At 37.7% G+C, this 21,980-nt stretch carries 19 protein-coding genes; 3 read left to right on the top strand and 16 right to left on the bottom strand.

Translation table 11 applies throughout. The features are described 5' to 3' along the window. Nucleotides 1–29 precede the first annotated feature (29 nt). The 8 genes from FNN08_RS02890 to FNN08_RS02855 all read right to left on the bottom strand — a co-directional run bounded on the left by FNN08_RS02890 (nucleotide 30) and on the right by FNN08_RS02855 (nucleotide 8,666). Entirely contained in the window at nucleotides 30–1,409 is a 1,380-nt protein-coding gene (locus tag FNN08_RS02890) for a BatD family protein (protein ID WP_143583254.1), read from the bottom strand. After that, nucleotides 1,396–2,070, bottom strand: coding sequence for a hypothetical protein (locus tag FNN08_RS02885; RefSeq protein WP_143583253.1), 675 nt, complete (start codon nucleotides 2,068–2,070; stop codon nucleotides 1,396–1,398). Before FNN08_RS02885 ends, FNN08_RS02890 begins: the two co-directional genes overlap by 14 nt. Next, nucleotides 2,064–3,059 carry a VWA domain-containing protein gene (locus tag FNN08_RS02880; RefSeq protein ID WP_221931759.1) on the bottom strand — a complete coding sequence of 332 codons (996 nt, stop codon included), beginning with the start codon at nucleotides 3,057–3,059 and terminating at the stop codon, nucleotides 2,064–2,066. Before FNN08_RS02880 ends, FNN08_RS02885 begins: the two co-directional genes overlap by 7 nt. Then, nucleotides 3,052–4,098, bottom strand: a complete 1,047-nt coding sequence (locus FNN08_RS02875; protein WP_143583251.1) for a vWA domain-containing protein — start codon at nucleotides 4,096–4,098, stop codon at nucleotides 3,052–3,054. The genes FNN08_RS02880 and FNN08_RS02875 overlap by 8 nt, the downstream gene beginning before the upstream one ends. After that, entirely contained in the window at nucleotides 4,095–4,601 is a 507-nt protein-coding gene (locus tag FNN08_RS02870) for a DUF4381 domain-containing protein (RefSeq protein ID WP_143583250.1), read from the bottom strand. Before FNN08_RS02870 ends, FNN08_RS02875 begins: the two co-directional genes overlap by 4 nt. Before the next feature lie 549 nt (nucleotides 4,602–5,150). Then, entirely contained in the window at nucleotides 5,151–6,302 is a 1,152-nt protein-coding gene (locus tag FNN08_RS02865) for an acyl-CoA dehydrogenase family protein (protein ID WP_143583249.1), read from the bottom strand. Nucleotides 6,303–6,468: 166 nt separating this feature from the next. Beyond that, entirely contained in the window at nucleotides 6,469–7,650 is a 1,182-nt protein-coding gene (locus FNN08_RS02860; RefSeq protein ID WP_143583248.1) for a CaiB/BaiF CoA transferase family protein, read from the bottom strand. 143 nt (nucleotides 7,651–7,793) lie between these two features. After that, nucleotides 7,794–8,666, bottom strand: a complete 873-nt coding sequence (locus FNN08_RS02855) for a helix-turn-helix domain-containing protein (RefSeq protein WP_143583247.1) — start codon at nucleotides 8,664–8,666, stop codon at nucleotides 7,794–7,796. Nucleotides 8,667–8,797: 131 nt separating this feature from the next. Here FNN08_RS02855 and FNN08_RS02850 point away from each other — a divergent pair, with 131 nt between their 5' ends. After that, complete coding sequence (locus FNN08_RS02850) at nucleotides 8,798–11,236, top strand: FAD-binding oxidoreductase (RefSeq protein ID WP_143583246.1); 2,439 nt, start codon at nucleotides 8,798–8,800, stop codon at nucleotides 11,234–11,236. Between the two features lie 321 nt (nucleotides 11,237–11,557). Next, nucleotides 11,558–12,523: a DUF4382 domain-containing protein gene (locus FNN08_RS02845; RefSeq protein WP_143583245.1), complete on the top strand. Its 966-nt coding sequence runs from the start codon at nucleotides 11,558–11,560 to the stop codon at nucleotides 12,521–12,523. Nucleotides 12,524–12,585: 62 nt separating this feature from the next. Here FNN08_RS02845 and FNN08_RS02840 read toward each other — a convergent pair whose 3' ends face one another. The 5 genes from FNN08_RS02840 to FNN08_RS02820 all read right to left on the bottom strand — a co-directional run bounded on the left by FNN08_RS02840 (nucleotide 12,586) and on the right by FNN08_RS02820 (nucleotide 15,802). Then, entirely contained in the window at nucleotides 12,586–13,347 is a 762-nt protein-coding gene (locus FNN08_RS02840) for a DUF481 domain-containing protein (protein WP_143583244.1), read from the bottom strand. Nucleotides 13,348–13,526: 179 nt separating this feature from the next. Continuing rightward, complete coding sequence (locus FNN08_RS02835; RefSeq protein ID WP_143583243.1) at nucleotides 13,527–13,841, bottom strand: cytochrome C oxidase subunit IV family protein; 315 nt, start codon at nucleotides 13,839–13,841, stop codon at nucleotides 13,527–13,529. Nucleotide 13,842: 1 nt separating this feature from the next. Continuing rightward, nucleotides 13,843–14,451 (bottom strand): cytochrome c oxidase subunit 3, encoded by a 609-nt coding sequence (locus FNN08_RS02830; RefSeq protein ID WP_143583242.1) that lies wholly within the window; start codon nucleotides 14,449–14,451, stop codon nucleotides 13,843–13,845. 8 nt (nucleotides 14,452–14,459) lie between these two features. Further along, nucleotides 14,460–15,149 (bottom strand): hypothetical protein, encoded by a 690-nt coding sequence (locus FNN08_RS02825; RefSeq protein WP_185962549.1) that lies wholly within the window; start codon nucleotides 15,147–15,149, stop codon nucleotides 14,460–14,462. A 263-nt stretch (nucleotides 15,150–15,412) separates the two neighbouring features. Next, a complete protein-coding gene (locus FNN08_RS02820; protein WP_143583240.1) occupies nucleotides 15,413–15,802 on the bottom strand; it encodes a hypothetical protein in 390 nt (129 codons plus the stop codon). A gap of 295 nt (nucleotides 15,803–16,097) precedes the next feature. Here FNN08_RS02820 and FNN08_RS02815 point away from each other — a divergent pair, with 295 nt between their 5' ends. Beyond that, complete coding sequence (locus tag FNN08_RS02815) at nucleotides 16,098–16,865, top strand: hypothetical protein (RefSeq protein WP_143583239.1); 768 nt, start codon at nucleotides 16,098–16,100, stop codon at nucleotides 16,863–16,865. 137 nt (nucleotides 16,866–17,002) lie between these two features. Here FNN08_RS02815 and greA read toward each other — a convergent pair whose 3' ends face one another. The 3 genes from greA to carA are packed head-to-tail and all read right to left on the bottom strand — an operon-like array spanning nucleotide 17,003 to nucleotide 21,854. After that, nucleotides 17,003–17,479: a transcription elongation factor GreA gene (gene greA, locus FNN08_RS02810; protein WP_143583238.1), complete on the bottom strand. Its 477-nt coding sequence runs from the start codon at nucleotides 17,477–17,479 to the stop codon at nucleotides 17,003–17,005. After that, nucleotides 17,479–20,697, bottom strand: a complete 3,219-nt coding sequence (gene carB / locus FNN08_RS02805; protein ID WP_143583237.1) for a carbamoyl-phosphate synthase large subunit — start codon at nucleotides 20,695–20,697, stop codon at nucleotides 17,479–17,481. Before carB ends, greA begins: the two co-directional genes overlap by 1 nt. A 23-nt stretch (nucleotides 20,698–20,720) precedes the next feature. Then, complete coding sequence (gene carA, locus FNN08_RS02800) at nucleotides 20,721–21,854, bottom strand: glutamine-hydrolyzing carbamoyl-phosphate synthase small subunit (protein WP_143583236.1); 1,134 nt, start codon at nucleotides 21,852–21,854, stop codon at nucleotides 20,721–20,723. Nucleotides 21,855–21,980 lie beyond the last annotated feature (126 nt).

Genomic DNA, 21,980 nt, shown 5'->3' with positions numbered 1-21,980 from the left:
GCTAACAACTTAGCATTGCTTAATCTAGATCAATTTAACTTCATATTATATTTAACAGGAGTAAAAAAGTTCGTTTCAAATTTTTTGTTAATAATGGCTTGTAATAAGGCGTTAGCACTTTGTTTAGAAATAGAGTCTGTTGCTACTTTTTTACCAAAGGCTAAAGTAAAAAGTAACTCAAGGGTTGCTTGTGCTTGCTCATTCTTAACCAAAGCCTTTAATGCCGGCATATTATTATGTTTAATATCGGATATTTTATATAAGCAAGCGAGTGCCTGTTGATATTTATTCTGCTCAATTGCGTTGAAATATCGATTAATTAACTGCTTGTAATATATACGGTGTTTAAAATTCGCAACTATCGCTTGTTTGTTTTGCTTGATAACTTTAGCAATAGCTAAAGTAAAAAAAAGCGCAGTACAAATTACGATAACTAACCACCAATTAATCCCACTTAGGCTAATTTGTTGTTGACCGTCTGCTTTTGTTGGAGCATTGGCGATGATTTCATCGTTTGATTCACCAACCTGAAAACTCATCTCTGGCACTTTTATTGTTTCAAGTTGGTTCTTGTTCGTGTTCCACCAAAAGATAGTCTCAGCAGGAAGTTTAAACAGACCTTCTTGCTGAAAAATCAATGTTACGGATGAAGATAAATTAGCTATGTTTATCTCGCGAAGTACGTCATAGCTATCTGACTTTGTTTGTGGTTTTTCATAAATCTGCACACCTTCAAATTTAATCGGCTGAAGATCAGGTAACATAACACTATGTAAATTATCTGCATGGATCTGTCTAGTTAAAGTCACAGCGCTGCCAATCCTAAGTGGTTGCTCTGGCTGCTTACTAACTTGTCTAACAACGTCTAATTTTGAGCTGGCAATATAATCATCTCTTGCCGTAAGTTTATCTGCTTGAGTGATACTAAATGTATAGTCAGGTGTTTGAATATTGCCATAAACGGCTTTTCCTTCAACACTAATAAAGGCTTCGGTTAAAATTGGGGCTACATAAAACTCCCCTTCTTTAATTGGATACAGCGCCACTTCTTTTGTTTGTATAAACCATTTTTTACCATCTATTGTGTCTATTTTAAAGTCTGTTCTAGCAAAAGGCTTGGCGACAATGGCATTTTCAATATTGAAAAAATCAACCGTCATATTATCGCTAAAGTCATAGTGACTAATTAACTTTATTTCTAATATTGCTTGCTGACCAAGAACGATTTGACTTTGTGGTTTCAAATTTATAGATAGCTTTAACTGTCCATTTTGTATTAAATCATCAACAGAAGCTGAGCTTGCTGCATTAGCCGAAGTAAAGCTAGTCAGTGTTATTATTAAAGCGCTTAAAAACAGCTTTATAAAGTTATGCATAGAGCATTGAAATAATGCATTAACGGTTTGCATCTACATACTCCTGTTGAAACTTGTTTTGTAAAAATTTAGTCGGGTTTTGATCTACTTGCTGCAACCACATCTCTCCTGTCAAAGGAGGCTGTTTTTTTTGTTGCTTTGCTTTTATTTTCGCTAATTCTTCTTCACTCATTTCTACTGCATTGTCAGGCGATGGGCCTTGGCCACCTTTGCTTTGAGTTTTAACCTGATTTTCTGCCAATTTTTTTGCAACAGCTAAGTTATGCAAAGCTTTAGCGTGTTGTGAATTTATCTCTAACAGCTTTTCATACCTTGCTATGGCTAAGTTGATATTGCCCGCATGCATTAATGCATTCGCTTGACTAAATAATGCCTGCTTCCCTGGAATTTGAGCAAAAACATTCGCGGCTTGTAAAAACTCACCATTGGCATAATAGCTATAAGCAATCCAATGTTGATCGGAAAATGTCAATGCCGCTTTGCCAAACTCTTCACGTTCAACCATAAGCATGGCTTGTTGATCTCGGCTAAGCCATAAATTAACAAATGACTGAGGGTTGCTATAAATGCTCATTGTAATGAGTAAAATAGCCGTTATTAACCAACGAGTTTTATAAGTTTTAATGCTTTCGCTTAACTTTGTAAAAGCCTTGTTATTGAATGCCTTAGTTACCGTATTGATAGTATTTACCATTGCATTGTCCACCCTTTTCTAAACCAAAGCGCTTGCAGTGGGATCAGTAAAAACAATAATAAGTAGCCGGCATCGAACCAAGGAAGCGAGTTATCGTCAACATTTTGTAAGGTATTATTTAATGAACGTAATACCGTCTCAACATCATCAGAGTTATGAGTAAAAGGCACCATATTACCATTACCAGCCTGTGCTAGTTGTGTAAGCGAGCTTAACTCACTCGAGCTTAGGCCTGTACTATTTTCTAAGCCACTATCGGGGTTTTCACCAATAGCCCAAACGACTAGTTGGTGCGGCGTATCCGCTAATAAATTGCCAAAGCCAGTAATCGCTATCTGATTTGTTTGATCCGTTAACAGCAAAATACTTGATGGTGCTTTCACCTGAGTTAATAACGCCTTAGCTTGTGGTATTACAGATTGCGGTACTTTATCTGTTGTCGGCATCATACTGCTGTCTAATACATCCAAAAAGTGGCGTATCATTTCTTTATCTTGAGTAATAGGCATGGCAACATGAGCAGAACCAGAAAAAGCAATTAAAGCTGTTTTTGCGTCCCCTCGTTTTTCTAATATTTGATTTATTTTTTGCTTAGCACGAAGAAGCCTTGATGGTTGCACATCACTTTTATTCATAGTAGCTGATACATCTAAACCAATTATCAATACTGATTCATCAGTAAAAAATGGCGTTGGTTGTTGTTGCCATGTAGGCCCAGCCATTACAAGGGTTATTATCACCGCAAACAGCATAAATAGCTTTTTGGGTGTAAATCGCCTTTTTTGTTGCTCTTTGATCGCTAAGTGGTAGATCATTGTATCTGACATATGAGCTTTCCATTGTGACAATGATTCTTCACTCTTGATCACAAAGCGCATAAATAAATACATAGGGATGATGGCCAACAACCACCATGGTCTTATAAAATGAAAGTCAGCCAGTTGGTGTAAAGCTAGGCTATTAATGCTATCAGCTAATAAATCAAACACGATCCACCTCATTCATCTCATCTGCTGTTTCAGCCTTGGACTCTGCTATTGATAGTGCTTGCTTACCTCGAGCTAATTTAGCCATTAAGAATAAGATGGCAACCAGTAAGTTGATGACAAAATAAATGCCAATAGTCCAGTGATGCAGACTCGTTCTTGGTCGGTAGGACGCTGCTTCATAAAGTTCTTTTTCTAGCTTATCGATTGTATCGTATGCCTTGCTTAGCTCTTCTTTATTTAGTGCTTGGAAGTTTTTACCGCCAGTAACACTCGCGACTTTTTCAAGAGTTTTAATATCCATTTTATAGTCGCCTTTACTACTGGGATCACCCACTGCGATGGTATAAATTTTGATATCATTTTGGGCTGCTATTTCAGCTGCTTTAGCCGGCGGCATGGCAGAGCCAGTATCTTCACCATCAGTAAGAAGAATAAGTACTCGTTGCTTGTTACTGTCTTGCTGAAAAATTTTAATCGCTAAACCAATAGCGTCACCAAAGGTTGTTTTAAAACCTGCATAACCTAATTTAGTTTGATTGAGTAATTGCTGCCACGTGGCAATATCTTGAGTAAATGGCGCTTGTAAATAGGGTGCATCAGCAAAAAGAATTAAACCCAGTCGGTCATGCTGACGACGGCTAGCAAATTCATTTAATACCGCTTTGGCAGCTTCTAAACGGCTAATTTTATTACCGGATTGATCAGTAAAATCTTGTTCAGCCATCGAACCAGATAAATCTAAAGCAAACATAACTTCTCGCGCAGACTTTTTCTGCTCTATTGGCTCTCCAACCCATTCAGGTTTGGCAACAGCGAGTATTAAAGCAAGCCAACCTATAGCTAATAAAATTCGTTGTAACACACCGCGAGTTAGCTTTACTGCGCCTTTTTTGGGTTGCTCTCCCGATACTCTGACCAATCGTTGAAAATAAGGAACTTGGAGCGAATCTTTTTGTTCCTTATAAGTTGGAAACAACCAATAGACCAGCAAAGGCAACACTATTAGGCAAAGCAGCCAAGGGTAAGCGAGTTCTATCATAACTCCCCCTGATGATGTTTAATCCAATGACTAATTTGGATTTTAAGTTTATTAAACTGCTCATTGGTTAGTACTGGCGCAGGACTATAAGATAAGTGGTTAAGCAATCCTGATATTGGAGTCTTCGAAAATTCACTTTGTGGACATTCTTGATCCAGCCAAGTCTCAAATGCTAAACCTGTGAGTTCGGCAACATTTTCTCTTTTATATGCATAAATCGCGGTTTTTTTGAGTAATATCGGCAACTTTTGCAGATCTTCAGTACTTTCGGATAATAGCTCTAATTGTTGGATACCCCAACGTCGATAGCCATTATCCATGTAATATTTAAATTTAAGATACAGACGATATAAGATAAGCAAGGCAAAAAGAAACACAACAATCTGCCAGCCAAGCGTTTCAGGCAACCAACTAATTTTATCAGGGGTTGATATTTCTAGAAACTCTTCAAGCATCGGATTGCCATTTTTAGGAGTAAACGAGTTACTTTCTTGCACTTTCATAGTTCACATTATTCCTACTACCAACACTAAATTCTAATCATTTACTAAATTTATTCTCAGTTAAAGATAAGCAATTGAAAAGTAAAAAACGCATACTTCAAGTATAAACTTATGCCAACAGATACAATTTAACTATTTGATAAGAAACAAATTATAGTTACGATATCGCAATAACACCATTAAACTTAACGTAAAGCTAAATATATTCAGACTAAATCGACTACTTAAATTGTTTGAGAGTATCATTCTCAATATTTTATAAGTAGGTATTAGTATATTGATCAATGCTTCATTATTAAAATGAATTATTTTTATTTGCAGCTATAACCACAAGGAATACTTGATAACAAGTATATAGTAAACAAATACCATGTAAGCGATAGATTGGAATATGAAAGGAATGGAAGGTAAATAGACTCATTTAACAAGGTGCGTAATCGATTATGAGTTTAATTATTTTATAGAAGAATGGTACTTTAAGACTTTTAACTGCAAAGTTAACCTATTTAGAAGCTAACTTTGCAATCATTTATTCAAAAACTAAATAGTTTAAACTTTACCGATAACGCCCTTACCAATGATCTCTTTCATTATTTCTGATGTTCCGCCATAAATACGTTGTACACGAGCATCAACATAAAAACGCGAAATTGGATATTCTTTCATGTAACCGTAACCACCAAACATTTGCAGCGCAGTATCAATAACTTCACACTCCATTTCACACGCTGAGTATTTCGCCATACTTGCTTGTACAGTTGTTAGCTTTTTCTCAGTTAATAGCAGCTTGTATTGCTCCATCATCAAACGATGTAATTCAGTTTGCGTAGCCATATGAGCAATTTTTTGACGGATATCTTGTAAACGAGCAATAGGTGCGCCAAATGCTTGGCGTTCTTTAATGTACTCAACGGCTAACGCTAATGCACCTTCAGCATGAGCGGTACCAATACATGCACACGCTAAACGTTCACGTGGTAATTCATGCATTAAGCCAATAAAGCCTTCATCGACATTACCTAAAACATCCGCTTGGGTTAATTCTACGTTATCAAAGAATAGTTCTGAGGTATCTGAGGCAGCTTGTCCCATTTTGTGTAGGTTTTGACCACGAGTAAAGCCCGCTTTATCACCATCAACTAAGAATAAAGTCATGCCTTTTGAACCAGGCGCATCAAGGTTAGTGCGAGCCGCAACAATATAACATGATGCATTTTGTCCATTAGAGATAAAGGTTTTAGAGCCGCTTAAGCTCCAACCGCTGTCGGTACGTGTTGCTGTAGTTTTCATACCTTGCAAGTCACTACCTGCGCCAGGCTCTGTCATACAAATAGCGCCAATACAACTACCATCAATCATACCAGGTAAGTATTTTTGTTTTTGCTTAGCTGTGCCCATATTTAATACATAATGAGCTGCAATATCTGAATGTACGATTAAATTACAAGCAAGTGCAAAATAGCCCGCTTTAGCAATTTCTTCAACAACCATCATGTTAAAATCAACGCTTACGCCAAAACCACCAAACTCTTCTGGAATGTCACAACAAAGTAAACCTTCAGCACCCATTTTTTCATAAAATGCTTTTGGAATTATTTTATTGTTTTCCCACTCTTCATAATGTGGAGCGATTTCATTTTCAATAAAACGAACAACCGTTTCTCTAAAAATGTTTAATTCTTCTTGTAATTCACTTCTCATAATAATCTCTTCTCGTTATTCAAACTGCACTATCAATTGCATGCGATTGCTTATACCAAGTTAATTAGTTGGTATTATTTTACGGTATTAATTTTATGGTTTTAATTTAAGCGCTTACCCTCTAGCAAACAATGTCACAAAAGTACTATTAAATTATCTTTTTATGCTATTTAAGCGCTTTTGCAGACACCATCGCATCTATCTCTTGCTCACTATAGCCAAACTCGGTAAGTAAGTTTTTAGTATCAGCGCTGTTGGGCTCAGTTACATACATAGAGGATAAGCTGTTATTGTTAAATTTTATCGCAGGGGCAATTTGTTTAACGCTATCACCATCAACAGTTTGTACATTTACCACCATTTCTCGATCGCTCATAAGCTGAGATTTAGCCGCTTGTGAAACGGTTAAAACAGGTTCAACACAGGCATCTAATTTAGAGAAAATATCATCCCATTGCTCTAGTGTTTTCTCTGCAATAACTGACGCTATATCGTTTTTTAAAGCTTGCTGCTCTTCAGGCTTAACTGAGTTACTTCGCTCTAGCCACTCAATACGACCTATATTGCTAAAGAATATATGAGCAAATTTTGGCTCTAAACTGCCAACACTTAAATAACGGCCATCTTGTGTTTGGTAATAATCATAAAAATGGCCGCCGTTTAATACTGTGCCGCCTAAGGTAGGATCAACATCAGCGCCAACACCACCAGCCCCAAACATTCCAGTTAAAGCAAAGGCTGCATCAGTCATACTAATATCTAAATGTTGACCAAGCCCAGTTGTACCGCGCTCGATAACTGCAGCTAATATTCCCATGACCGCATGGTGTGAGCCGCCAGCAATGTCTGCTATTTGAGTACCACTTAAAACTGGCCCAGACTTTTGCGTACCACTAAAGCTTGATAAACCACTTAGGGCTAAATAGTTAATATCGTGCCCTGCTCTATCTTTTAAACAGCCATTTTGACCGTAACCAGTAATAGAGCAGTAGATCAGCTTAGGGTTAATTGCTTTTAATGTGTCGTAATCTAGGCCAAGTTTAGCCATAACACCAGGGCGAAACTGCTCAAGCACAACATCGTATTCACTAATAAGCTTTTTCACTAACTCAACCGCACTGCTTTGTTTTAAATCGAGGGCGATTGCTTTTTTATTGCGGTTTAATGTTAAAAATGAATACGAACTGCCATTGTGACTTGGCTGAAATGATTTAACCAAATCGTGGCGACCTATGGCTTCAATTCTTAAAATATCTGCGCCCATATCTGCCATCAACATGCTGGCATAAGGACCTGGAAGGAGAGTCGATAAATCGAGTACTTTTAATTTAGATAGTGGACCTGACATACAATATTCTTCTTAACAATTATAATAAATTTATTCTATTTATTAACTTAGCCTAGCTAAATGAAAAATATCATAGCCCTTTCGGGTTAAATTCAGTGCATCGATGAAACTTTTAGATTAAGACGGTTAGCCTAAGCAACAAATCAGCGAATGTTTCTTCTATATTGCGCAGGCGTAACATCATAGGCTTTGGCAAATTGCGTAGTTAAATGGCTTTGACTACTAAAACCTAAGCTTTGTGCAATTTGACTTATTGATAACGCACTATGTATAAGCAGCTCTCGAGCCCTGTTAAGTCTTGTTTGTAAAATAAACTGGTGCACTGTTTTGCCCATAACATCAGTAAATATTTTCCTAAAATAAGACTCGCTTACATCTAATTTTTTTGCCAACAATTGCACTGACAACTGCTCCTGTAAGTTTTGATGTATATATTCAACACTACTGCGAATACGGTTTAACTGTAATGAATTAGAAGTAAAACTATTGGTTTGTTGTTTTTGTAATAAACGCTGAGTGTGCAACATGATGGTATACAATAACGAATCAATATACTCTTCATCCTGGTTATTTTCTTGGGCAAGTAATAGCAATTGCCTGATCAAGGTGTCGAGTAAAGCATCACCAACTAACATAACCGCTACTAATGACTTAGCCATTTGATACAGCTTATTCGCTAACGCACTAGTATCGGGAACAATTTCAAGCAAAGCAAAATCGACATCACCTAACATTGAAAATGAAATTTCAACATCCGTTGGAAAAATACTTATCATGCTGGTCGTTGATTTATCCTCAATGCCCAAACTTGAAAATGTTTTAATATTCGCTCCTGAAAATTGGACTCCTATGACTAAAGAGCCAAATTTAGGTACGACTCCCTTAACCTCTCTACATACAAAGCGCTCTAAGCCAAAAGGTGATTTTTTGCCTAAAGTAAAGCTTGCTACCGGCTCTACTCCCAACATAGTACGGATAGTTTTTTTGGTTTGATCTAACGTGTTAATTGTATCCACTACTGCATTTACCTTTACAACATAAATAAGCGTTTTTTATAAAATACAGCAACTTTTTATAAAAGACCATTATGTTTTAACCACGTAAGCTAAATACAATGAATAAATAATTTAAATTTTAGGGAGTTAAAATGACGGCTCATCAAGTTAAATTTCATTTTAGCGATAATGAAAAAACCGAATTCAGCATCACCGAGAAAGAAAACTTATTAGAAAAAGCTGAACAGCACGGTGTATTTTTGGCGAACGATTGCCGCGAGGGTTTATGCGGAGTATGTGCGGGAAATTGTAATAAAGGTAAATATGAATTAACCGAAGATACAGCTTTAAGCGCAAGTGAAAAAGACGCTGGTATGGTACTCCCTTGCACAATGCATGTTAGCAGTGATACCGAAATCCACTTCGATTACCCAAAAAGCTTATGTAAGCCTAGTGAGAACAGCACAATAGCCACCTCAGTAGTATCTGTTGATGAAGTATCACAAAACACCGCTAAATTAGTATTAAAGGCAGCCAATGATATAAGCCAACTAAATTATCAACCGGGACAGTTCGTATCAATGAATATTCCAGGTAGTAATGAATGGCGTTCATACTCTTTTGCTAATGTGAGTAATGCCGACAATGTTTGGGAATTTATCATTCGATTATTGCCGCAAGGGGTGATGAGTGACTACTTGCGCAGTAATATTGAAGTTGGTGATAATATCGAATTAAAGCACCCTAAGGGCAGCTTTTATTTAAGAGAAATTAACCGTCCAGCATTATTTTTTGCTGGTGGCACAGGCATTTCAGCCATTATTGTTATGCTTAAACAACTTGCCGAAAATGGCGGTTCAAATAACCAACCAATCAGCCTTTACTACGGCGTAAATCAAGTAGAAGAGTTTTGCTGTCAAGATGAGCTAGCCAGTTTACAACAAGCCCTTCCTAACTTAACCGTACACTTAGTACCGGTAACCGCTAATGAGCAATGGCAAGGTGCTACAGGTTTTGTTACTGATTTATTATCATCTGATGCCTGCTTTGATGGTGATGCCGATTGCTATATGTGTGGACCACCTCCAATGCTTAATGCCATTAAAGGCTGGTTTAAAGATAGCAATATTACCAATACTAAATTTTACGCTGAGAAATTTGTTGCAACTCAGGCAGCAAAAACATCAAGTATAGCCGCTGAAAAAACAGTGATTAAACAGCCAGATTTAAGCAAGCAATATAAACGAGCAGTTGTTATTGGTGGTAGTATTGCCGGTATTGCCGCAGCTCGCGTATTAAGTGACACATTCCAAGAAGTTGTAGTACTAGAGCGCGATAAACACCATCATATTGACGAAGTTCGCAGCAGTACTCCACAAGCACACCACGCTCATCACTTACTGCAACGAGGCCAGCGAGAGCTTGATACTTTATTCCCGGGCTTTTTAGATGATTTAAAAGCCGCAGGTACACAGGCCTATGACTCGTCTCGTGATTACCGCATATACCAACATGGTCATTGGAAATATGTTTATGAGTCTGGCATTCCTATTATGGCAGCGCCGCGCAGAGTATTTGAAACAGTTTTAAGACGCCAGCTTAATAAATATAACAATATCAGTTACCGCTACAGTAGCAGTGTTGATGATGTATTAATTACCGACGGCAATACCGTTAGCGGAGTTAAATTAAAAGACGGCGAATATATCGATGCCGATTTAGTGATTGATGCTTCAGGCAAAAATACTAGCTTACCTAACTTACTTGCAGAGCATGGTTTTGCTAAGCCTGAACAAACTGATCAAAACGTTAATATTTATTACACCACTTGCTTATTCGAACTTACACCTGAGCAAGTGCCTGACTGGGGGATGTTGCTACTTTATGGCCGTAGACCTGAAACTAAGCAAATTGGCTATGCCGCTCTTTATGGTGAAGAGAAGCGCAACTTATTAATTACTATCGGCTCGTACGACTGTCATAAGGTGGTTCGTTCACACGAAGAATTTTTAACAAAAGCTAAAGAATGTGTGCGTGATGATGTCTACGAATTTATTAAAGACTTAACGCCAACAACTGAAATTAAAACATTTAAGTACCCAAAAATGTTCCGTCGTCACTATGAAAAGCTTAATAATGTACCTAACGGCTTTATCGCGATCGGCGATGCTTTAGGTAGTGCTGATCCAATCTCTGGAGCCGGAATGACTAAAGCGGTATTAGAAGCTCTTGAGTTAGGCAAAGTTTTGCAGCGCAAGCCAAAACAAGTAAATACAATTACTAAAAAGTATTATAAAAAATCTGCGCGGCTATTTGACTACATCTGGTTTGTTATTAGTGAGCAAAACTTACGCTACCCTTGGGTTAATGGTAAGCGCCCATTTTATACGCCAATGCTAACTTGGTATGTAAACCAAGTACTAGATTTAGCCAGTAAAGATGGGGATGCCTTTAATACTTATTTACACGTGGCCCATCTTAACAAGCATGTATTAACCTTAATGAAGCCTAAGATGTTCTGTAAGGTCCTTAAGAATGCTCTATTTAGCTCCGACAAAAAGCATGCTATAACAAAGCAAGTAAAAGCATAAAACAATACTCACCACTTCACATGCCATAAATGTAAATTTATGGCATGGTTTTAAACACACCTAAGCATCTTCTAACTGAACTCAACACTAGCTAAAAAATGTATATAATTTGTTAATTTTTTCAGTTATAGTCTATACGTAATTGATAAATTGTATAAAAACAATCGTGTCTTTAGCTGTTAAAGACATTTTTTCTAACGAAAAAGTCTATCAATGGATTTCAATCAGCGCAGCTTATTGGATCAACAAAAACATTCGTTTTTGCCTCATTTGACTTTTCCTAGAAGATACAAAAAATAATAACTAAACTAGGATTTAAGTATGTTAACTAAAAAAACGCTACTATCAGCAATAATACCTGCTCTTTTACTTACTGCATGTGGTGGTTCATCTGATGAGTCAGCTACATTTTCGCTCGGTATAAGCGACGCTCCTGTTGATGGTTTGTCACAAGTAGTTATTTGTTTTAACCAAGTTGAGCTAAAAGGCGGTGATAAAAGTAAAGTATTTACCGTTGGTGATGATGCTGGAGTTTTACCCGCTGATAGCATTTGTGGTGATACACCAAATACCGTTGGTATAGACTTAAAAGCTTATACTGGAGTTAATTCAATTTCATTATTGAGCAACGTCGATGTTGAAGCTGGTGAATACACGCAGTTACGCTTAACAATGAGCGAAGGCTCTTATGCTGTGCCTATGGACGAAGATGGAAATGAGTTAGACGAACAGATTCCTGTTACAGTTCCATCGAATGAATTAAAATTAGATGGTTTTACCGTTGCACAAGGCGGTAGCACAGCTTATACATTAGAGTTTGATTTAAGAAAATCAATGACTAACCCTGTAGGGAAAGATGAATACTTCCTTAAACCACGAGGTGTAAGGTTAGTTGATGACAATCAAATAGGTAGTTTATCGGGTAGTGTTGATGATGCATTTATTATGAACAATTGTGAGTTAGACCAGTTGCCAGTTGATGTAGCACTTGCCGCTGTATATATTTACCCTGCTGATGAAAAAACGCTGCTTGAAGATAATATGGCCGTTTATTCTGACGATGCACTCGAGCCCTTAGCAAGTTCAGTCTTAACAACCGATGGTGCTGGTAATCATAGTTTTGAAATTGGTTTTGTACCTGTTGGTGATTATACTGCAGCATTTACATGTAACACGGATGATGATGCAGAACTTGATGATGATATTCAGTTTGTTGACACAGAAGAAGTTAATGTTGCTGTAGACACGAATACTGAGGTTGTCTTTATAGTCGATAGTGAACAGTAACAACTAAAAGCTAAAAGCCATAGTGTGTCAGCATTATGGCTTTTTTGTGGGCTAATTTTGATTTAAAAAACGTATTTAACAAACGAACCGTAGCTTAAATCATAGTTTTCAATATCACCTAATGGCGCAGAATCGTAAGAATACACCACTGAGAAACCAACAGAAAAGTGCTTGGTAAAGTGATTGGTTGCGCGTATTTCATCATGAATTCGATAATCATCAGATGATTTTAACGATGGCTGTAGATACAGCACATTTTCAATAGTTAAACGATCAACAGCGGTTGATTTAAAATGCCAGTAAGCATTAAAGCGCCAGTCATTATTTTTTTCATTATCTAAGTTATCGGTGGCTTCTTCTCTTTCATAAAAAACACCAGCACCAAACGCATTACTGTATTTTGCATCTGCCTTATAAAAACGTTTCCGATATCCAGCTCCGGCTAATCGGCGTGATTCAAGATCTAGAAACTTATCTCGTCGACCTTGCACAAACATTTCAAAGTTGTCACTGCCGGTTTCAGTCTTTGACAAGGTACGAGTATATCTTAAGTGCAGAAAGCCTTGGTTTTTATAGACTTCATCATCACGCTCTTGCCAAACGTGTTCGGCAATTGCCATATAATGATTTTTTTCATCACTGAAGGAAAGTACCCCACCGGTTTCTGTTTTTTGTGATTCTTTATTACCTTGTTCACCTGACATGGAAAATTCAAGTTCACCATAAAGTGGCTTTTGCTGGGCATTAGCTCGAGCAAACTCTAAATTTGTAATGGCGTAACTTGGCGATGCGATAAAAGCCGCTAGGAATATTATTTTTTTCATATTGTGGGAAGTTAACTATTGATGAATGTGAACGATGATGTCGCTGGAAATTTTTGTATTTATAAGACTACAAATAATAACATTTCAACAATGTATAAAGCTACAAGATTGTAACCCACTCAAGGATTAAACAAGGTCGGATGCTACATCTATAAATGAGTGATATATAAGTGCTGAGATTAAATAGCGGAGCTGAAAAGTAAAATAAAAATTAACATGGCGCAAACAATAAGACACCATAAATCAAATGCTATTTTTAATGCTTTAGGCGCGTATTTTACTTCCATAAAGTAACGAATAATTAATCGTACCTTAATAAAACTGACTAACAGAATAGCCATAGTTGCATATTCAGCACTGAGGGATTGCTCATGACCAATAACAAATGAAATTAAGGTAAATACCACTAAGCCAAACCAGATAATAATATCTTTGGTTAATGACGACGTATGAGCTTGCTGTAGTTGCATTGGGGTGCTTGTGTGTTTAGTCATATTATTTAATTAGGTACAATAGTGGAAACAGTGCAATCCAAAGCAGATCAACCATGTGCCAAATAATACCGCCACTTTCTAAATGTTTAATATTATCGGTTGATATACCTTGGCAAGATAAACGCTTATATAAATAAATTAACGCGCCTGTGCCAACACAAACATGCAGTAAGTGTATGCCTGTTAGCATGTAATAAAACATAAAAAAATCATTTGTTAGTAAAGTAAAACCATCACTAACCTTATCTTTATACTCAAACACTTTATTAATAAAAAAGCCCACACCGGTAGCAATGGCCAAAAGTAAAAGTTTTTTAGTTTGACTTAATTTATTATTGCGAGCAGAGTGCAAAGCCAAGACCACAAACAATGAGCCAGTTAATAACAATATGGTATTAATCACACCAAACGTTTGACTAAGCTCATTTTGCGAAATTAAAAATATGCTGTGCTGTTGCACCCGCTCCCATGCATAACTAGCAAACAACACTGAAAATATTAACAAATCGCCAAAGACAAACATCCATACACCAAGCTCACTTGGCAAGTAAGCTTGATGATTATTGTTACTATCAGTGCTTAATGCAACTGTACTTTCAGAAGAGGACATACTGCTATTTATTTCTCGAGTGCTGGACTTTTAGATTGTAATAACACGACTGAAGTTACAATGTACCATCCGAAAAATGCAACCGCAGGGATCCAAAAAGCAATTAAACCATCCCAAGCAAATGGTCCTTCATGGAAGAAAATTAACAGACAACCACCATAAGCAAGCACAGCGAACCAAAAGTTTAAAAATGCAAACCAACGAGGAAATATAGGCTGTTGTTTATTATCCGCCAATATAGCTAAACCTAGCGCAATGTAGGAAACAGGAATTAGAGACACCGGCCAAATTAATAAGATAAAGGCAAAGTCATTAAATGCCTGAATAATTTCAGGTGCCCTATCCGCCCTAAAGCTTGATACAGCCCAAGAGCAAATCAATACAAATAAGAAGCAAGATAATGCTGCACTTACAATGACGAAGGTCGTTACTAGCGTCGGGCTAGAGTTTTGCATTTGCTTCATACGAGTGATGATTGCCGAAACAAACGGCATAGTAAAACTAGTAGCTATCATCATAAAAATCAGACCAATTTTAATTGATGTAGCGTCATTTTTGTAAATATCAGCAACCTCTTGTGCACTATTAGCAGGAGAAATTGGCGGCATAAAATCAGCAAACCCAATAAAGCCAATTAAAAACAATACGCAAAAGATTGGACCACCCCAAGAACACAGTCTTAAATAACTATCATTCATTTTCATTCCCTATTTAAATAATCTTTTATCCGGCCTGTTAATTACAGACTCTTTGTATATTACGCTCATAACAACTTAGCTTTATCGGTAAATACATAGATATAAAATAATCGTTTTTTATAAGAATAACCTACGAATTATATAAAACACCAATCATTGATTACTTTATTTACTCATAAAATAAAGGCCAGTCACATTATCAGTGACCGGCCTTCAGAATTTTTACTAAGCAATTATGGTATAAAAACCAAACGCGTTATTATTTAGGACTTATAACGGGTTAAGAAAACAAAGCCTAAAACAAAAAATGTTACGCTTTCAACTGCTGGTAATGCGTGCGCAATTAAACTAGGCACAAAGTCAAACACTTGCTCAGCAACAAAAAATGCAACAACTCGCATAACGGCTAACAAAATAAACATAACACCGGTGGCATAGGCCACAATAGGAAAAGCTTGTTTATTATTAGCGGCTTTATTCATCACTAAGCCCCAAGCTAGAACCATAGCACCAGCAAAGCTAATAAAGTAATGACTTAAATAAGTTGAATCAGGTATTAAATCAATGCCTGCGATGACTTTTAAGAATATCGAACTGAAAAATAATACGCCCAATGCTATTAAAGCTTTTGCAGTAATGTTGTAAATAATCATGTTATCTCTTTTAGTTATAATTATATTTAAAGTTAACACCTTAATAATCTTGGTACTTTTTAAAAACACCCAAAGGGGTGATTTATGACACTTTTTTTAAAATGTAAATATTGGCAAATGTGGCATTAATCAAATACTTTACTAGTCTATAGCTGAACTTGCCATTAATTCCCTTACATATAAAGGGAACGTTCGTAGTTAATTCTAAAATTGTTGTACTTAAGTTTAAGTAATTGTTGTAAGAGTTGGTTGTTAAACGCCATAAAGTGGTATTCAACTTCAAGGAAAGGTAACAATGAAAATATTAAGAAACACCATCGTTAGCATATTTACTATGCTTTTCATATTAATCCCTCCAGCTTTTGCGGCAGACAAAGAAGTAAAATCGTTAGCTGAAGTTTGGCTTATGACCCCTAATCCCGGACAAGTAGTAAAATTTGAACAGGCTTTTATCGAACACCTTAAATATCGTAAATCTAAAGGCGATCCTCGCAACTGGAACACCTACGTACCAACGATAGGTAAAGATCTTAGCAACTACACAGTCCGCTTTTGCTGCACTGCGTTTAAAGATGTTAGTGCTTATAATGATTGGGCTAATAAAAACAAAATCGGCGAACACTGGAATAATACCGTCGCAGCTTATGTTGCTAAATATGAGCACTACTTCGATAGAGTCGATTTAGAAAATGGCCACTGGCCTAACAATGGCAAAAAATATAAGTTTTTCGAAGTCACTACTTATGACGTAAAAATGGGACATGGAAAAAACACCGAGCAAAGTAAAAAGGTGATAAGCGATCATGCTAAAGCTATGAAATGGGCACATAGTTGGGGTTGGTCTTGGCGCAGCGCCGGAGATGGTGGCTTAATGTTAGTAGTACCATTTGAAGATTATGCAGATATGGCTCCACTGGAAAAGAGTTTTGGCAAGTCTTTAGCTGAACATTTAGGCAGTGAAGATAAAGCTGATGCAGTTTTTGCCGATTGGACTAGTAATTTTAATTCCGCACAGACAACCGTTTGGATGAAACGCGATGACTTAAGTATAAGTGATGACTAACTCAATTTTTAAATCCTAAAAACAAAAAACGTGGCAAAAGCCACGTTTTTTTTTATCAATCAAGAGGGTCAGATCAACTTGAACAAACTAGCTAAGTTCAATAGTCGATTTCAAGTTGATCTGACCCCTTTGATTTTTTATTTATGCTCTACTGAGATAATTTCAAACTCAACCACACCACCTGGCGTTTTCACTTCAACTTCTGAATCAACTGTTTTACCAATAAGAGCACGCGCAATTGGTGAGTTAACACTTATTCGGTTGTTCTTAATGTCAGCTTCATCATCACCAACGATTTGGTAAGTTACTTCTGCGTCAGTTTCAATGTTAAGCAAAGTTACTGTCACACCAAAGATCACTTTGTGATTGTTTGGTATTTTAGTGATGTCAATTATTTGAGCATTACCTAGTTTGCCTTCAATTTCTTGAATGCGACCTTCACAGAAACCTTGCTCTTCACGTGCAGCATGGTACTCAGCGTTTTCTTTTAAATCGCCGTGTTCACGCGCTTCTGCAATTGAAGCTACAATCTCAGGGCGTTTAGTTTGCTTTAAGTAAACAAGTTCTTCTCGCAAAGCATCAGCACCTTGCACTGTCATTGGAAACTTAGTCATTATTTACACCTTTTATGAAGTTCCTGCACAGAACTAACTCGAGTTCTGTCGTCTGCAGAGTGCGCCATACATGCAGCAAATGCAGCGTTTAATGTTGTTGTATAAGTAGCTTTATAACGTAAAGCACTACCACGAATTGCTTTAGAATCTTCTATAGCCTTACGACCTTCAGTGGTGTTAATAATATAACTGTACTCACCATTTTTGATTCTATCAACAATATGTGGACGACCTTCTTCAACTTTATTCACTAAACGAACAGGAATATCAGCTTCACCAAGAACCACTGCAGTACCGTGAGTAGCATCTAGTTTAAAGCCTAATGCAACTAACTGTCTTGCTAAGTCAACAACACGCTCTTTATCACTGTTACGTACAGAAATTAATGCACGACCAGTTTTAGGAAGTGTAACACCAGCGCCTAAGTTTGCTTTAGCATAAGCTTCTTCAAACGTTTCGCCTGTACCCATAACTTCACCAGTTGAACGCATTTCAGGGCCAACTAGAGGGTCACTACCGTGGAACTTGTTAAATGGAATAACAACTTCTTTTACTGAGAAGTAATCAGGGATCAATTCACCACTAACGCCTTGTTCAGCAAGTGATGTACCAGCCATAACACGAGCAGCTACTTTTGCTAAAGGAATACTTGTCGCTTTCGATACAAATGGTACCGTACGCGCAGCACGAGGGTTTACTTCGATTAAGTAAACTTGGCCATCTTTAACAGCCATTTGTGTATTCATTAAGCCAACTACGCCAAGTTCAAATGCAAGCTTTGATACTTGCTCACGCATTACGTCTTGAATTTCTTTGCTTAAGCTATACGGAGGTAATGAACAAGCCGAGTCTCCAGAGTGAACACCACATTGTTCAATGTGTTGCATGATACCGCCAAATACAACTTCTTCACCGTCACAGATAACGTCAATATCTACTTCAATCGCATCATCAAGGAAGTGATCAAGTAATACTGGAGAGTCATTTGATACGCTTACCGCTTCCGTCATGTAACGACGTAAATCAGCTTCATCATAAACAATTTCCATTGCTCGGCCACCTAATACATAAGAAGGACGAACAACTAATGGGAAACCAATCTCTTTTGATTTAGCTACCGCTTCATCAAGTGAAGTTACTGTAGCGTTTTCAGGCGTTAATAAACCTAAACGGTCAACAGCTGCTTGGAAACGTTCACGATCTTCTGCTCTATCGATGGCATCAGGTGAAGTACCAATAATTGGTACACCAGCGTTTTCTAATGCACGAGCTAGTTTAAGTGGTGTTTGACCACCGTACTGAACAATCACGCCTTTTGGCTTTTCAACACGAACAATCTCTAATACATCTTCAAACGTTACTGGTTCGAAATATAAACGATCAGATGTGTCGTAATCAGTTGAAACCGTTTCAGGGTTACAGTTAACCATGATTGTTTCATAACCGTCTTCACGTAATGCTAATGCCGCATGTACACAACAGTAATCAAATTCGATACCTTGACCGATACGGTTAGGACCACCGCCGATGATCATGATCTTGTCATTATCAGTTGGGTTGGCTTCACACTCTTCATCATAGGTAGAGTACATGTAAGCAGTATCAGAACTAAATTCTGCTGCACAAGTATCAACACGCTTGTAAACCGGGAAGATTTCAGCTTTATGACGTTTTTTACGAATTTCCGATTCACTTACACCGATAACATCAGCTAAGCGCTTATCAGAGAAACCTTTACGCTTAAGCTTACGTAAACGCTCTTCAGTTAAACTAGATAAACCACCATCATAAGCAGCTTTCTCTTCTTTGATGATGTCTTCAATTTGTACTAAGAACCAACGGTCAATTTTAGTTGTACGGAATACATCTTCTAAGGTTAAACCTAAACGGAATGCATCTGCTACATACCAAATACGGTCAGCACCAGCTTCTTGCAATTCGTGCATGATTTTAGTTTTAGCACCAGGCTTAGTTACATCAACAACCGGGTCGAAACCGTTCATGCCAACTTCTAGGCCACGTAATGCTTTTTGCATTGATTCTTGTTGGTTACGGCCAATAGCCATAACTTCACCAACAGATTTCATTTGCGTAGTAAGACGGTCTTCAGCGCCTGCGAACTTCTCGAAGTTAAAACGAGGGATCTTAGTTACTACGTAATCGATTGTTGGTTCGAATGACGCTGGAGTAGCGCCACCAGTAATATCATTACTTAATTCATCTAGCGTGTAACCTACAGCAAGTTTTGCTGCGATTTTAGCAATTGGGAAACCTGTTGCTTTTGATGCTAATGCTGATGAACGAGAAACACGAGGGTTCATCTCGATAATAACCATACGGCCAGTATCAGGACAAATACCAAACTGTACGTTTGAACCACCTGTTTCAACACCAATTTCACGCAATACCGCAACTGAAGCGTTACGCATGATTTGGTATTCTTTATCTGTTAATGTTTGCGCCGGAGCAACGGTAATTGAGTCACCAGTGTGAATACCCATAGGGTCGAAGTTTTCGATTGAACAAATAATGATACAGTTATCATTTTTGTCGCGAACCACTTCCATTTCGTATTCTTTCCAACCGATTAATGATTCATCAATCAATAATTCAGACGTTGGAGATAAATCTAAACCACGAGTACAAATGGTTTCAAATTCTTCTCGGTTATATGCGATACCACCACCAGTACCACCCATAGTAAATGATGGGCGAATGATACATGGGAAACCAAGGAATTCAGAAGCTGCAATTGCTTCGTCCATTGAATGAACGATTTTAGCGCGCGGTGTTTCTAAACCGATTTTTTTCATTGCCACGTCAAAACGGCTACGGTCTTCTGCTTTATCAATTGCGTCAGCAGTAGCACCGATCATTTCAACGTTAAATTCTTTAAGTACGCCTTTAGCTTCAAGCTCTAATGCACAGTTAAGTGCAGTTTGACCGCCCATAGTTGGTAATACGGCATCTGGACGTTCTTTTTCAATAATGTTGCGCACAACTTCCCAGTGAATAGGTTCGATGTAAGTTGCATCGGCCATATCTGGGTCGGTCATGATTGTTGCAGGGTTTGAGTTAACAAGAATTACTCGGTAACCTTCTTCGCGCAGTGCTTTACAAGCTTGTGCACCCGAATAGTCAAATTCACAGGCTTGGCCAATTACAATTGGACCTGCACCTAATATAAGAATACTTTTTATGTCAGTACGTTTTGGCATTTTATCTACTCTATCTAATCAGTCTATTGGGCTTTGCGAGTGTTAATCAAATCGATGAAATGATTGAACAAAGGTGCTGCATCGTGTGGACCTGGGCTTGCTTCAGGATGACCTTGGAAGCTAAACGCTGGTTTGTCGGTGCGGTGTATACCTTGTAATGAACCATCGAATAATGATTTATGTGTAGCAGTTAAGTTTGCAGGCAAGTTGTTTTCATCAACAGCAAAACCGTGGTTTTGTGAAGTGATCATTACCACATCGCGCTCGATGTCTTTAACTGGGTGGTTAGCACCGTGATGGCCAAACTTCATTTTAACTGTTTGTGCGCCACTTGCTAAACCAAGTAATTGGTGTCCTAAACAAATACCGAATACTGGAATATCTGTTTCTAGGAAAGTTTTAATCGCAGTAATTGCGTAATCACATGGCTCTGGGTCACCTGGGCCATTTGATAAGAATATTCCATCTGGATTCATTGCTAATACATCTGCTGCAGGAGTTTGCGCAGGAACAACCGTTAGTTTACAACCACGGTCAACTAACATGCGTAAGATGTTACGTTTTGCACCGAAATCGTAAGCAACTACATGGTGTGGCAATTCGTCAGGAGTAACATGACCTTTACCTAACTGCCAGCTGCCTTCGGTCCACTGGTAAGTTTCTTTTACCGTTACTTCTTTAGCTAAGTCCATACCTTTAAGGCCAGGGAATGCTTTAGCTTTTGCTAACGCTTCATCAACATCTAAGTTATCGCCAGCAAGGATACAACCGTTTTGAGCACCTTTCTCACGTAAAATGCGAGTAAGTTTACGTGTATCAATATCGGCAATACCTAAAATATTATTGGCAATTAAGTATTCACTTAAGCTTTGTTCATTTCTGAAGTTACTTGCTAATAGCGGTAAGTCACGAATGATCAGGCCTTTCGCCCAAACATCTGCAGATTCAGCATCTTCAGCGTTAGTACCGGTATTTCCGATATGTGGGTAAGTCAAAGTGACAATTTGTTCTGCGTATGATGGATCCGTTAAGATCTCTTGATAACCAGTCATTGCTGTATTGAAAACAACTTCACCAACTGATGAGCCTTCTGCGCCAATGGCAGTGCCTTTAAAAATAGTACCGTCTTCCAGTACCAAGATGGCAGATTTAGTCAATTTAACCTCCATAATGAATCAAAGTAGTAATAACCACCCTGTGTTAATGACTTGTTAGTCAAATATTAGTAGTTATTATATATATTTCCTGCCAAAAATTATTTTTTGGCAAAATCGGCGTATTCT

The sequence above is a fragment of the Thalassomonas sp. M1454 genome (assembly GCF_007097525.1).
Classification (GTDB): Bacteria; Pseudomonadota; Gammaproteobacteria; order Enterobacterales; family Alteromonadaceae; genus Thalassotalea_A.
This window is presented reverse-complemented; position numbering and strand designations above follow the sequence as displayed.

What these genes read in the sequence shown, in the direction of transcription:
- FNN08_RS02840 (WP_143583244.1), bottom strand. Translation starts at nt 13,347, where the DNA reads ATGAAAAAAATAATATTCCTAGCGGCTTTTATCGCATCGCCAAGTTAC.
- FNN08_RS02830 (WP_143583242.1), bottom strand. Translation starts at nt 14,451, where the DNA reads ATGTCCTCTTCTGAAAGTACAGTTGCATTAAGCACTGATAGTAACAAT.
- FNN08_RS02860 (WP_143583248.1), bottom strand. Translation starts at nt 7,650, where the DNA reads ATGTCAGGTCCACTATCTAAATTAAAAGTACTCGATTTATCGACTCTC.
- FNN08_RS02890 (WP_143583254.1), bottom strand. Translation starts at nt 1,409, where the DNA reads ATGCAAACCGTTAATGCATTATTTCAATGCTCTATGCATAACTTTATA.
- FNN08_RS02825 (WP_185962549.1), bottom strand. Translation starts at nt 15,149, where the DNA reads ATGAATGATAGTTATTTAAGACTGTGTTCTTGGGGTGGTCCAATCTTT.
- FNN08_RS02835 (WP_143583243.1), bottom strand. Translation starts at nt 13,841, where the DNA reads ATGACTAAACACACAAGCACCCCAATGCAACTACAGCAAGCTCATACG.
- FNN08_RS02885 (WP_143583253.1), bottom strand. Translation starts at nt 2,070, where the DNA reads ATGGTAAATACTATCAATACGGTAACTAAGGCATTCAATAACAAGGCT.
- FNN08_RS02815 (WP_143583239.1), top strand. Translation starts at nt 16,098, where the DNA reads ATGAAAATATTAAGAAACACCATCGTTAGCATATTTACTATGCTTTTC.
- FNN08_RS02870 (WP_143583250.1), bottom strand. Translation starts at nt 4,601, where the DNA reads ATGAAAGTGCAAGAAAGTAACTCGTTTACTCCTAAAAATGGCAATCCG.
- FNN08_RS02865 (WP_143583249.1), bottom strand. Translation starts at nt 6,302, where the DNA reads ATGAGAAGTGAATTACAAGAAGAATTAAACATTTTTAGAGAAACGGTT.
- FNN08_RS02820 (WP_143583240.1), bottom strand. Translation starts at nt 15,802, where the DNA reads ATGATTATTTACAACATTACTGCAAAAGCTTTAATAGCATTGGGCGTA.
- greA (WP_143583238.1), bottom strand. Translation starts at nt 17,479, where the DNA reads ATGACTAAGTTTCCAATGACAGTGCAAGGTGCTGATGCTTTGCGAGAA.
- FNN08_RS02845 (WP_143583245.1), top strand. Translation starts at nt 11,558, where the DNA reads ATGTTAACTAAAAAAACGCTACTATCAGCAATAATACCTGCTCTTTTA.
- FNN08_RS02850 (WP_143583246.1), top strand. Translation starts at nt 8,798, where the DNA reads ATGACGGCTCATCAAGTTAAATTTCATTTTAGCGATAATGAAAAAACC.
- carB (WP_143583237.1), bottom strand. Translation starts at nt 20,697, where the DNA reads ATGCCAAAACGTACTGACATAAAAAGTATTCTTATATTAGGTGCAGGT.
- FNN08_RS02875 (WP_143583251.1), bottom strand. Translation starts at nt 4,098, where the DNA reads ATGATAGAACTCGCTTACCCTTGGCTGCTTTGCCTAATAGTGTTGCCT.